12 protein-coding genes are annotated in these 12708 nt (G+C 57.0%); 4 read left to right on the top strand and 8 right to left on the bottom strand.

The features are described 5' to 3' along the window. Positions 1-52 precede the first annotated feature (52 nt). Entirely contained in the window at positions 53-1180 is a 1128-nt protein-coding gene (locus HCU66_RS22125; RefSeq protein ID WP_205890581.1) for an NAD(P)/FAD-dependent oxidoreductase, read from the top strand. A gap of 105 nt (positions 1181-1285) precedes the next feature. Next, positions 1286-1927: a helix-turn-helix transcriptional regulator gene (locus tag HCU66_RS22120; protein ID WP_205890580.1), complete on the top strand. Its 642-nt coding sequence runs from the start codon at positions 1286-1288 to the stop codon at positions 1925-1927. A gap of 42 nt (positions 1928-1969) precedes the next feature. Here the strand turns inward: HCU66_RS22120 and HCU66_RS22115 are convergent, their stop codons facing one another. The 8 genes from HCU66_RS22115 to HCU66_RS22080 form a co-directional block, all read right to left on the bottom strand. After that, a complete protein-coding gene (locus tag HCU66_RS22115) occupies positions 1970-2701 on the bottom strand; it encodes a DUF4435 domain-containing protein (RefSeq protein WP_205890579.1) in 732 nt (243 codons plus the stop codon). Positions 2702-2793: 92 nt separating this feature from the next. Next, the gene (locus HCU66_RS22110; RefSeq protein WP_205890578.1) at positions 2794-3867 is read right to left on the bottom strand and encodes an ATP-binding protein; all 1074 of its coding nucleotides are present in this window, start codon (positions 3865-3867) and stop codon (positions 2794-2796) included. Positions 3868-4186: 319 nt separating this feature from the next. Next, on the bottom strand, positions 4187-4963 hold the full coding sequence (locus HCU66_RS22105; RefSeq protein WP_205890577.1) for an ABC transporter substrate-binding protein: 777 nt from the start codon (positions 4961-4963) through the stop codon (positions 4187-4189). Positions 4964-5241: 278 nt separating this feature from the next. Further along, the gene (moaE, locus tag HCU66_RS22100) at positions 5242-5694 is read right to left on the bottom strand and encodes a molybdopterin synthase catalytic subunit MoaE (RefSeq protein ID WP_052966646.1); all 453 of its coding nucleotides are present in this window, start codon (positions 5692-5694) and stop codon (positions 5242-5244) included. A gap of 3 nt (positions 5695-5697) precedes the next feature. Beyond that, positions 5698-5940, bottom strand: coding sequence for a molybdopterin converting factor subunit 1 (gene moaD / locus HCU66_RS22095; RefSeq protein WP_205890576.1), 243 nt, complete (start codon positions 5938-5940; stop codon positions 5698-5700). Next, a complete protein-coding gene (gene moaC / locus HCU66_RS22090) occupies positions 5937-6410 on the bottom strand; it encodes a cyclic pyranopterin monophosphate synthase MoaC (protein WP_205890575.1) in 474 nt (157 codons plus the stop codon). Before moaC ends, moaD begins: the two co-directional genes overlap by 4 nt. A gap of 199 nt (positions 6411-6609) precedes the next feature. Continuing rightward, positions 6610-8004, bottom strand: a complete 1395-nt coding sequence (locus tag HCU66_RS22085; protein WP_205890574.1) for a PhoH family protein — start codon at positions 8002-8004, stop codon at positions 6610-6612. A 326-nt stretch (positions 8005-8330) separates the two neighbouring features. Then, positions 8331-9455 (bottom strand): polysaccharide deacetylase family protein, encoded by a 1125-nt coding sequence (locus HCU66_RS22080; protein ID WP_205890573.1) that lies wholly within the window; start codon positions 9453-9455, stop codon positions 8331-8333. 225 nt (positions 9456-9680) lie between these two features. Between HCU66_RS22080 and yaaA the strand changes: the two genes are divergently transcribed. Both yaaA and HCU66_RS22070 read left to right on the top strand, forming a co-directional pair. Continuing rightward, on the top strand, positions 9681-10460 hold the full coding sequence (gene yaaA / locus HCU66_RS22075; RefSeq protein WP_205890572.1) for a peroxide stress protein YaaA: 780 nt from the start codon (positions 9681-9683) through the stop codon (positions 10458-10460). A gap of 835 nt (positions 10461-11295) precedes the next feature. Continuing rightward, positions 11296-12612, top strand: a complete 1317-nt coding sequence (locus HCU66_RS22070; RefSeq protein WP_205890571.1) for a nucleotide sugar dehydrogenase — start codon at positions 11296-11298, stop codon at positions 12610-12612. Positions 12613-12708: the final 96 nt, after the last annotated feature.

Below are 12708 nucleotides of genomic sequence, written 5' to 3'. Positions count from 1 at the left end.
CCTACAGGGGATATCGACAATTTCAGCATTTACGCCCCATCAGGAGACGTTCATGAGCCTGGCAGATTTCATCATCATCGGCGGCGGGATTGCCGGCGCTTCCACCGGTTTCTGGCTGTCGCAGCACGGGCGGGTGATTGTGCTCGAGCGCGAATCCCATCCGGCCTATCACTCCACCGGACGCTCGGCGGCGCTGTTCACCGCCGCCTACGGCACACCACAGGTTCGGGCATTGACCCAGGCCAGCCGTGACTTCTTCGACGCACCGCCGCCCGGTTTCTGCGAACACCCGCTGCTGACCCCGCGCGGCGAGATGACCGTCGACTTCACGGGCGATCCAGCCGAGCTGAACAATCAATACCTGAGCGCCAAAGCCACGGTGCCGCAAATGCAACTGCTCAGCGCCGACGAGGCCTGCGCACGCCTGCCGATCCTGCGTCGGGAAAAAGTCCATGGCGCCATCTACGACCCGACCGCCAGCGACATCGATACCGACGCCCTGCATCAGGGTTATCTGCGCGGTATCCGACGCAATAAAGGCGAGGTTCATACTGACAACGAAGTGCTGAGCCTGACCCGGGATGCCGAAGGGGTATGGCAGGTTCAAACCAACACTCAAACCTTCAGCGCCCCGATCATCATCAACGCCGCCGGCGCCTGGGCCGACAAGATTGGCGAGCTGGCCGGCGCCCGACCTCTGGGCCTGCAACCCAAGCGCCGGGCAGCCTTTATCTTCGCCGGTCCCGAGGGCCTGGATAGCCATGACTGGCCAATGCTGGTCAGCCTCGATGAATCCTTCTACATGAAGCCCGACGCCGGCATGTTCCTCGGCTCGCCGGCCAACGCCGACCCGGTGGAACCGCACGACGTGCAGCCCGAAGAGCTGGACATCGCCATGGGCATCTACCAGATCGAAGAAGCCACCACCCTGACCATCCGCCGCCCGACCCGCACCTGGGCCGGTCTGCGCAGTTTTGTGCGCGATGGGGATTTGCTGTCCGGCTTCGATCAACAGGTGCCGGGGTTGTTCTGGGTCGCGGCGCAAGGCGGCTACGGCATCCAGACCTCGCCTGCCATGGGCCAGGCCAGCGCTGCCCTGGTACGCGGTGAGGCCTTGCCCGAGCCGCTCACCCGTTTCGGCCTGGACACCGCGATGCTCTCCCCCGCCCGCCTGGGCTGATCCTGATCCTGATCCTGATCCTCAGGTGACGTGCCCACACGATTGCGGCAAACTTCCAGCGTCCCTTTTTTAACGGGGCGCTGACGCTGCCTGGAGCTCCACTGTATGAACGCACCTGAAAAAAACTCGGCCCTGGACGATGTGTCCATGGACAACTTCCGTGCGATTGCCGATGCCATCGCCACGTTGTTCTTCCCTCACGCCGAGGTGGTGCTGCACGACCTGCGCACGCAAAAGGTCGATTACATCGCCAACAACCTGTCCAAACGGGAAATCGGTGACGACTCTTCACTGGAAGACATGCTCAGCGAAGAGGTCAGCGAACGAAACATCGGGCCGTACGAAAAGCTCAACTGGGACGGCCAGAAAATTCGCAGCCTCAGCAGCGTGTTGCGCGACAGCGAAGGTCACCCGCTGGCGGTGCTGTGCATCAACCTGAATATCTCGTTGTTCGAAAACGCGAAAGCGGCGCTGGATCTGTTCCTGTCGCCGACCAAACTGATCCCGCAACCGGACTCACTGTTTCGCGATGACTGGCAGGAACGGATTAACACTTTTCTGCATGCCTGGCTGCGTGAGCGTCAGTTGAGCCTGAATGTGCTGACCCGCGACCACAAGCGCGAACTGGTGCTGGCGCTGCACGCCGAAGGCGCCTTCAAAGGCAAAAGCGCCTCCAACTATGTGGCCAATGTGCTGAACATGGGGCGGGCGACGGTGTACAAGCATTTGAAGGAATTGAAGGGCTGAGCTTGTGTTTTAAGCCCGCCCAACTCAGTAGCGCATGGGGCGTTATGTCAGTAAGGCTTTAAGTGGCAGCAAGTCGGCAGGCCACTGGGGCAAATGCTCAAGGATTTTTCTACGTCGATTCTTTTCTGGCATTTGACCGAAAAACTCATTCATTCCTGGGTTGATGACCTCCCGCCAGAATGTTTTACCGTGGACCCATCCAGTCATCTGATCCAAGATGGGCATGGTGTTTACTTGTCGCAGCGAATTTTGAAACGCGGCGAACAGTACATCTGGATTCAAATACTCATCCCACTCTCTCAGCACTCTTTGAATTTCACCATCATCCTGAACCGCTTCAACGCATTGGAGTGAGTCCGAGGCCAATACCTCTTTAAATCCCCGTGCACGAAGCCCGGACCAGAGAGGCGTTACGACATGCCAAAGAACTCCATGCCGAACATATCGCTGCACATCTCTGGTCATCCGAGTCTGGAATTGATCAAAACCACCTTGTACCCCACCTTGACGCACAAGCGGGATTGCCTGCCAAAGCTCAGCGGGAATCACCAAATAACTCTCCATGCAAAAGCGGGGTAATACCAACAAATTAGGTAATGCATTACGTTGCCGCTGCTGTTCAGCAACATCCCACTCATCTTTGTCGACCAAGCCTAACCAACCGGGCTCAAGCCTCAAAATCTCCAAGACCATCGATTTCTTGCCAGCGACTTCTACCGCCCACCCGCGTTCCCAGCCAGAGTGAAAACGATCCAACAAAATCTGAAGGGTCAATTTGTCATCATTACCCTCCACTAGCAGTACTCGCTTAGGTTGATTGCCTATCGCCCGATCTCGAATCTGTGCCCGTTTATCCCCTGCGGCGCTCATTCTTGAGTACCTACAGAAGTCTGCCCAAGCATGAGTCGTTGACCAATTGCCTCATATCGTTCCCATACTTCCGGGACATGAGAGGTAATCAGTAATTGCCCTCCCCGATCGGCAACCATTTGTTCCAAACGGGACAACATTCCTGCTACCAAAGAAGGGTGCATATAGAGATCAGGCTCGTCGATCAACGCAATCCCGCCAACCTCCAACCATCGATTGATTTGATAAAGCAGAATCAGAACCTGATGCTCACCCGCACTGAGCTCATCCAAACCGTGAGTGACAGCAGATCCATCTTTTAGCTTAACCCGCAGTCGATTTTCACCAAGTTTCACATCAGTAAGGACTTCCTTACCGCCCAGAAAGGCGTTCATGTCACGAATCAAATCATGGAAACGTCGAAGTGAAGCTACTTTCATCGTCAGCAATGAAGCCTCAAGCTGCCCCTCCCAATCATCCGTAACCGCATAACGAGACAACCATCGTTGCTGCAGATTCTCGGAACGCATCTCTCCGATACGCCGTCTTGGCGTAACCCAGCGACGCTCTTCAGCATCCAGGAAGATCATATTGGGGGATTTGCTCGGATCAGGCGATGCAACCATCAACTGCTGCACACGGCTCCATTCATCCAGCCATGAACCTTCCAATGGCCAAATCAACTTGCGGGCTGGTGCTCCACGCTTCCCCGTCCGGTCCACCCACTCACCCACTACACAAACACCTGGATACTGGAGCGCCAGTTGTTCGATCCACCCACGGTCACCGAAAACCAGCAGTACAGGTGGAGCCTGGAATGGTAATTCTTCGAGAACCACCGCTACACCACCCCAGCGTTGCAGCCATTCACGATCCTGATTGCTCTTTAGGAGGGTTTTACGAGTATGCAGCCAGTATCCGAAGGCCGACCAGAGAGTCGCCACTGCCCGCAGTAACGATGTTTTACCGCAGCCGTTCGGCCCGCTTAATAAAACCCTTGACGAAGTTTCACCAGACCATGCGTCAACCAGGTTGAATGCCTGCGTTCCTAGCGGTCCGGCTTGCAGCGTATGGATAGCTCGAATTTTCATGACTACGTCTTTCTCCTTTTATCCATATCCCGCGTCATGGCGCCTGAAGCTGAATCTTTTAGACCCAGGAAAAAAACAGAAGCTTGAATCATCGAGAAAATGAAGCGACGCAAATGTTCCGTCGTGCTCCGAAACAATTGCCAAACCTCGACTGACGAGTGAGTCGAGGAAAAAACCCTTACCTGAAAAAGGAAAAGGGGGACACTTCGTCCCCCAATCATGGGCAGTGCGAATGTACTGCCTTATATCAATGCACTCAACCCCAGACCCCTATCGCGATTCACTCGCAGCACTCCTCACCATACGTACAATTTCAACATCAATCGCCGTAGATGTCAGACTTGAAGTACTTCTCGGAAATCTTCTGGTATTCACCACTGGCGCGAATGCCGTCGATGGCCGCGTTCAGTTGGCTGACCAACTCGGCATTGCCCTTGCGCACGGCAATCCCGGCGCCCTCGCCCACGTATTTCGGATCCTTGAGCTCCGGCCCGGCAAAGGCATAACCCTTGCCACGGGGCATCGACAGGAAGTCATTCAATGGAATGGTGTCGGCAAAAATGGCATCGAGGCGACCGGCAGCCAGGTCCATGTAGATTTCTTCGTTGTTGCTGTAGCGCTTGACGTTGATACCCTTGGGTTCGAACACCTCGGTGGCATAACGATCGGTGGTGGTTGCGCGCTGCACGCCGACATTCTTGCCCTTGAGGCTTGCGTACTGGTCATCCACCACCGCGCCTTCTTTCATTACCAGTCGCGATGAGGTGAAGTAATACTTGTGGGTGAAATCCACCGACTTCTTGCGGTCTTCATTGATGGTCATGGACGACAGCGCCATGTCGATTTTCTTCACTTTCAGGGAAGGAATCAAACCGTCGAATTCGCCTTCGACCCACACACACTTGACTTTCATCTGCGCGCACAGGGCGTTGCCGATGTCGTAGTCGAAACCGACGATTTCACCTTTGTCGGTTTTGGACGCGAACGGCGGATAAGCCGCTTCAATACCGATACGCAGGCTTTTCTCGGCAGCGAACACGCTACTGCACGCCAACAGGCTCAGGGCCAGACCGGTAATGAGGGGGAATTTCTTCATGTTCGTTCTCTCGCGGGTTGTTGTTGGTTTGGCAAGACAGAAGAAAAAACTGAAACAGGGGAACAACTTTTTTGTACTTGGAATTCCATACTGGACTTTTATGTATTAGCCGTCAATCGGGCGCATACAGATCTTCCAGCCTCTGGTCGGGAGGGGAATCAGTGGGGTTTTGGGTGATGCAGAAGGCCTCTTCGCGGGCAAGCCTCGCTCCTACGGTTGCGTGTGACCCTGTAGGAGCGAGGCTTGCCCGCGAAGACGTATTTGAGAGCGCTGCAGGACTACTGTTTCCAGCGATCCGCCGCCGCATGATCGCTGTCGCGCCCTTCCACCCAACGCGGACCATCGCCGGTGTTTTCTTTCTTCCAGAATGGCGCGCGGGTTTTCAGGTAGTCCATGACAAAGGCACAGGCATCGAACGCCGCCTGACGGTGGGCGCTGGCGGCGCCGACGAAGACGATCGGCTCGCCCGGCTCCAGCGCGCCGATGCGGTGCAGCACTTCCAGCTTCAACAATGGCCAGCGCTGCTCGGCCTCCGCGGCAATCTTGCCCAGGGCTTTTTCGGTCATGCCCGGGTAGTGCTCCAGAAACATCCCGGCGACGTCGAGGCCGTCATTGAAGTCGCGCACATAGCCGACAAAACTCACCACCGCACCGACGCCCACATTGGCCGCGTGCATGGCGTTGACTTCAGCGCCTGGGTCGAACGGCGTGGGCTGCACGCGAATCGCCATGGCTCAGCCTCCGGTCACGGTCGGAAAGAACGCGACTTCATCGCCATCGTTCACCGGTTCGTCGAGCTGGCAGAGGTCTTCGTTGCGGGCGCACATCAGGTTCTGCTCACTCAGTACTTCGGCGCCGTCACGTTGAGCGAGCAGTGCGCGCACATCGTCGACCGTGGCGAAATCACCTTGAACCCTCACCGAGTCCACGCCGAGCGCCTCACGGTAACGGGCAAAAAACTTCACGGTAACGTTCATGACTGATCCGCCTGGTAATGGCCGCTCTTGCCACCGAGTTTCTCCAGCAGCCGTACACTCTCGATGGTCATGCCGCGATCCACGGCCTTGCACATGTCATAGATCGTCAGCGCGGCGACGCTGGCAGCGGTCAGTGCTTCCATTTCGACACCGGTCTGCCCGGACAACTTGCAGCACGCCACGATGCGCACGGTGTCGTCGCCTTCGGCACTGAGTTCGACCTTGACGCCGGTGAGCATCAGCGGGTGGCACAGAGGAATCAGATCACTGGTTTTCTTCGCCGCCTGGATGCCGGCGATCCGCGCCACGGCAAACACATCTCCCTTGGGATGGCCGCCGCTGACGATCATCTGCAGGGTTTCGGGCAGCATCCGCACCAGCGCTTGGGCCGTCGCCTCGCGGAACGTCACGGCTTTTTCGGTAACGTCGACCATATTGGCGCGACCTTGGGAATCGAGATGAGTCAGCACAGGGTTACTCCTGATCAGGAGCATCGATTGTAAACCTGTGGGTCAAATATCCGCACGCAAAGGCTGCGATCTTTTGATCTTCGACAATTTTCGATGATGCCAAAAATCAAAAGATCGCAGCCTTCGGCAACGCCTGCAGGGGGAAATGTGCCCAGCATAAAAAAACCGGGCGGTTCAGGCCGCCCGGTTTGGGTGAGGGTTACAGATGCGATTCGGCGTATTCGGCCAGAATCGAACGTGGCACCCCTTGCAGGGTGATGTGCACACCGTTGGGGAAGTCCTTGAAGCGCTCGGTCAGGTACGTCAGCCCGGAGCTGGTCGCGGACAGGTATGGGGTGTCGATCTGCGCCAGGTTACCCAGGCACACCACTTTGGAACCGGCGCCGGCACGGGTGATGATGGTTTTCATCTGGTGCGGCGTGAGGTTCTGGCATTCATCGATCAAGATCAGACTCTGCTGGAAGCTGCGGCCTCGAATGTAGTTGAGGGATTTGAACTGCAACGGTACCCGCTCGAGGATGTACTCGACGCTGCCGTGGGTGCTCTCGTCATCCATGTGCAAGGCTTCGAGGTTGTCGGTGATGGCGCCCAGCCAAGGCTCCATTTTTTCCGCTTCGGTGCCGGGCAGGAAGCCGATTTCCTGATCCAGCCCCTGTACGCTGCGGGTGGCGATGATGCGCCGGTAGCGTTTGCTGACCATGGTCTGTTCGATGGCCGCCGCCAGGGCCAGGATGGTTTTACCGGAACCAGCCGCGCCCGACAGGTTGACCAGGTGAATATCCGGATCGAGCAAGGCGTACAGCGCCAGGCTTTGATAGATGTCACGGGGTTTCAGGCCCCAGGCTTCCTGGTGCAACAGGGGTTCCTGGTGCAGATCAAGGATCAGCAACTTGTCGACCTGGATTTCCTTGATCCAGCCGACAAAGCCCTGTTCGTCGATGATGAATTCGTTGACGTGCACGGCGGGCAGGTTGTCGATCAGCTGCACCTGGTGCCAGGTGCGGCCATGATCCTGCCGGGTTTCGACCTTGCTCACCCGGTCCCAGAACGAGCCGGTCATGGTGTGATAGCCGTTGGGTAGCAACGAAACGTCGTCGACCAACTGGTCGGTGCTGTAGTCCTCGGCCGCAATCCCGCAAGCCCGGGCCTTGAGGCGCATGTTGATATCTTTTGTGACCAGCACCACGGGCAGTTTTGCATCACGCGCGCGCAGGTCGATCAGCTGGTTAATGATGATGTTGTCGTTCAGGTGCTCGGGCAGAATAATGTTCGGCTCGGCGCGCTTGCTCATCAGAATTGACAGCAAGCCCTTGGGCCCACTTTTGCCGCGCTGGATCGGCACGCCCTGTTCAACGTCCTCCGGCGAGGCATCGCCCAGGGTCTTGTCGATCAGCCGAATGGCCTGGCGGCATTCCGCGGCAACGCTGTGAGGCCCGCTCTTGAGCTTGTCCAGCTCTTCAAGCACGGTCATCGGGATCGCGACGTGGTGTTCTTCGAAATTAAGCAGGGCGTTTGGATCGTGAATCAATACGTTGGTATCGAGTACATACAGGATTGGCTGGTTGGAAGAAGGGCTACGTCCGTGATCATCCATACTCGGTCACCTTTGTGGGAGCCAGTCGACGCAATACCATGACAGTGCTGCGCCTCGAATTGACTGCCGAATTCACCTGTGGGTGAACTGCACACGCTGGGTCTTGGAAGACGCCACCTGTGTTGCAGGTTTCGGCGGTCTGTCTTCGTAATACTCCAAAACCTGTGACAGAAAAAAGCACTTTGACGCTTTTTTGAAGTTTATTTTGCAGAATGACCAATAGCACTTGGCGGACTGCCAGCACCCCGCTAAAGTCGGAAGTCCGCCTGCATCGAAATTTTGTCCAAAAACGCCCCTCCCCCAATGTTTACGGGCTTTCCCCCGTTTCAGCGAAACGCCTCCTGACAGTTTTCCCAACCGATGCCGCTTGGCGCCGTTTGCGTGATCAGCCAGGGCATCGCGGTTTTCAGCGCATCCTGCTTCACGTTGAAATTGATCACCCCATGGCGCCACAGCAGCATCAGGGTCAACACCCGTTGTGCGCTCTGGTAGCCCTTGAGCTTGCCGGCGCCGTCCTGGGCATCGATGTCCCACAACGCCACCTGCAAACCCTGAGACTTGAAGAAGCCTTCGGCGTCGGACCGACGCTGGCCATCGGGCGGACGGAACAGCGGCACATAATTCTCCGGCAGTTTGCCTTTGACCAGTTCGACGCTGCGCCGAACCGAGTCCTGCCAGTCTTGCCAGTGACTGTGGGAGCGGAACTCCCAGCCTTGCACGCCAACGCATTGCTGCGAATACGTTGATTGCAGACTGGCCACCGAATGTTCGGCCAGACGGGCCTGGATGTCCTTGCCGAGGACGAAGAACGTCGCGCTCATGTTCGACTTGCGCAGGTACTCGGCAATCCAGTCCGTGTTATCCGGCGCAGCATTGGCAGCGCTGTCGAAAGTCAGCAGGAACAGACGATCATTCATCGCATCGCCATTGCGCTCATAGTCGCCAAAACGATCGACTTCGCTGCTGGTCTGCGGGAACAGCGCGGCCTTGCGCAACTGCTCGTCCAGGTACCGGGCGTGGAACAACCGGCTCGGCTCGGCCCACTTGATGTAGTAGCTGTCGTCGCTGACCTGAAACTTGGCCGCTTGCTCACGCAGGGTGTCCATGTCCTCGACCAGGAAACAGAAGGACGCATCCTGATCGCAACTCTGCTGGGCAAAGTTGTAGTTGTTCAGCAAGCGCTGCCACATGCGCTGGCGCAGGTGGTTGACCGACTCCAGATTGACGGTGCGCAGGCCCAGGCGTTGAGCCAGGCTCGCTTCATCCAGCGATTCACTGGCCAGCAGGACGCGGGCGAACATGAGAATCTCGGCCCGGGAGGCAACGTCGAACAGGGTCGGGTTGCCGAGCTGCTCAGGCCAGGTACTGCGATCCAGCGTCGCCACATCGCCCGGCGCCGCCACGGCGCCAAAGCTCAACAGCCCGGCGAAGAACAGAAAAACGATACGCAATGGGATGTCTCCATAACAAAACCCGCGCGGCACTATATCCGATCCCGCTCAAATTCCCGCAGCTACACCAGCCTCCTGTAGGAGCTGGTTTGCCAGCGAAGGCGGTGGGTCAGTCAATGGAGATGTCGGATGATAAACCGCTTTCGCTGGCAAGCCAGCTCCTACAGCTGGAGTCAACACAGACAACCCCCTAGAATCGCCCCCACGATTAAAGGAGCCGACTTCATGCTGATGGTGATTTCCCCCGCCAAGACCCTCGATTACGAAACACCGCCGGCGACCCAGCGCTTCACTCTGCCGCAATACCTCGACCACTCCCAGGAACTGATCCTGCAACTGCGCGAGCTGACGCCGGCGCAGATCAGCGAGCTGATGCACGTCTCCGACAAAATTGGCGGCCTCAATGCCGCGCGTTTCGGCAGCTGGACCCCGGCCTTCACCCCCGCCAACGCCAAGCAGGCCTTGCTGGCGTTCAAGGGCGACGTGTACACCGGCCTCAATGCACAAACCTTCAGCGAAGCCGACTTCGATTACGCCCAGCAGCACTTGCGCATGCTCTCAGGCCTGTATGGCCTGCTGCGCCCGCTGGACCTGATGCAGCCCTATCGGCTGGAGATGGGCACCAAACTGGTCAATGCCCGGGGCAAGGACTTGTACGCCTTCTGGGGCACGCGGATCAGCGAATGGCTGAATGAAGCGCTGGCCGATCAGGGCGACGACGTGCTGCTGAACCTGGCCTCCAATGAGTACTTCTCGGCGGTCAAACGCAGTGCCTTGAACGCGCGCATCATCAATACCGAGTTCAAGGACCTGAAGAACGGCCAGTACAAAATCATCAGTTTCTACGCGAAAAAGGCCCGCGGGATGATGAGCCGCTTCGTCATCGAAGAACGCATCAATGATCCGGCGGCCCTCAAGCAGTTCGATGTTCAGGGTTATCGCTACAGCAGCGAACAGTCTAAACCGGACAATCTGGTGTTCCTGCGCGACCACGCACCGGAGTAACCAGACCCGCACCAAGTCAGCGCACGACATCAATCATTTCGTCGTGCGCCATCCCTCCGATCCTCAAACAATCCCCCGCCATTTCGCCAGCTTATTGGCGCCAAAAAACAAGCACTCGATTTTCTAACTTTTGTTTCACTCGACTTTGCTGATTTTTTTCAGTAGTGGCACTGAAAATTTTTATGGATAGTGGCAAAAAAATATCCAAGGCAATAATCACCCTATATATAAAGGGCGAAACGGCAAGTGCTATCAATATGAAAGCAGTGCCATCTTTTTCAATATTTCAAGAAATTTCAGAAATCGCGATGGATGGACAGGAACTATGTCCAAATGCGCCGCTCATACCACCGGTAACGATTCTCTCGGCGATTGTGCGAGATAACTTACGCAGAGAAGAGGTCCCGATAGCGAAGTTGTCACATTAACTTGAACTTATGGACCACTTGTTTGGGCAATACATGAAGGACAGGAGATAACGCCCCATTAGTATCCCCTACAAGGCCACGGCTGCGCCCCTATAAACGTGCTCACCCGAGCACCCAACCGCTTGATTCACGGGCCTTTGGCCTGGCTTTGAGCGCGTAAGACCTTTGCACGAACGTCTTCTGAACGGAGGATCGGCTGCATAACAGGGCAAGTCATAACAATAAGGCCTGGTTGCGCACACCTTGAGTGCACTTATTTAGACACTCGGAACTTAGTATGCCTGCACACGGCATTGTGACGCCTTTAAGGCCGCACTTGTGAGTGCACTATGACCGCTGAACACCCTTAACTCCGGCCATGTAATGGCTTGTTGAACACAGTCTTGATTAACTGAGAGGTAAATGCGATGCGCATCAGCATATTTGGTTTGGGTTACGTCGGTGCAGTCTGTGCCGGTTGCCTGTCTGCACGGGGCCATGACGTCGTTGGCGTCGATGTTGCCAAAGACAAGATCGATATGATCAACGCCGGTCGTTCGCCAATCGTTGAACCCGGTCTGGGCGAACTTCTGGCACAGGGTATCGAGACTGGCCGTCTGCGCGGTACGACCAACTTCGCCGAGGCGATTCGCGACACCGACCTGTCGATGATCTGCGTCGGTACGCCGAGCAAAAAGAACGGCGACCTGGAACTGAACTACATCGAGGCAGTATGCCGCGAAATCGGTTTTGTTCTGCGTGACAAAACCACCCGCCACACCATCGTCGTGCGCAGCACCGTGTTGCCGGGCACCGTGGCCAACGTGGTCATCCCGATTCTCGAAGACTGCTCCGGCAAGAAAGCAGGCGTCGACTTCGGCGTTGCCGTGAACCCTGAGTTCCTGCGTGAAAGCACCGCGATCGCCGACTACGACCAGCCGCCAATGACCGTCATCGGCGAGTTCGACAAGGCTTCGGGCGACGTTCTGCAATCGCTGTACGAAGAACTCGACGCGCCGATCATCCGCAAGGACATCGCTGTCGCCGAGATGATCAAGTACACCTGCAACGTGTGGCACGCCACCAAGGTGACCTTCGCCAACGAGATCGGCAACATCGCCAAGGCTGTCGGCGTCGATGGTCGTGAAGTGATGGAAGTGGTCTGCCAGGACAAGACACTGAACCTGTCCCAGTACTACATGCGCCCTGGCTTCGCGTTCGGCGGCTCCTGCCTGCCCAAAGACGTCCGTGCCCTGACCTACCGCGCCGGCTCCCTGGACGTGGAAGCACCGCTGCTCAACTCGCTGATGCGCAGTAACGAGTCCCAGGTGCAGAACGCGTTCGACATCGTCTCCAGCCATGAAAAACGCAAAGTCGCCCTGCTGGGTCTGAGCTTCAAGGCCGGCACCGACGACCTGCGCGAAAGCCCGCTGGTCGATCTGGCGGAAATGCTGATCGGCAAAGGCTACGACCTGAGCATCTACGACAGCAACGTCGAGTACGCCCGTGTGCACGGCGCGAACAAGGATTACATCGAGTCGAAGATCCCTCACGTCTCGTCCTTGCTCAACTCGGACTTCGACGACGTGATCAACAACTCTGACGTGATCATCCTCGGCAACCGTGACGAGAAATTCCGCGCCCTGGCGCAGGAAGTTCCACACGGCAAGCAAGTGATCGACCTGGTCGGCTTCATGTCCAAAGCCACCAGCGTGAGTGGCCGGACTGAAGGCATCTGCTGGTAACACACCGCTCCCTGTAGGAGCCAGGCTTGCCGGCGAACCAGACAACGTGGTGTGTCAGGTACGCAGCCTTCGCGGGCAAGCCTCGCTCCTACAGGT

Origin of the sequence: Pseudomonas frederiksbergensis (assembly GCF_017114915.1) — a bacterium.
GTDB lineage: Bacteria > Pseudomonadota > Gammaproteobacteria > Pseudomonadales > Pseudomonadaceae > Aquipseudomonas > Aquipseudomonas frederiksbergensis_I.
The sequence above is the reverse complement of the archived record's forward strand: the minus strand, read 5'-3'. Positions and strand labels throughout refer to the sequence as shown.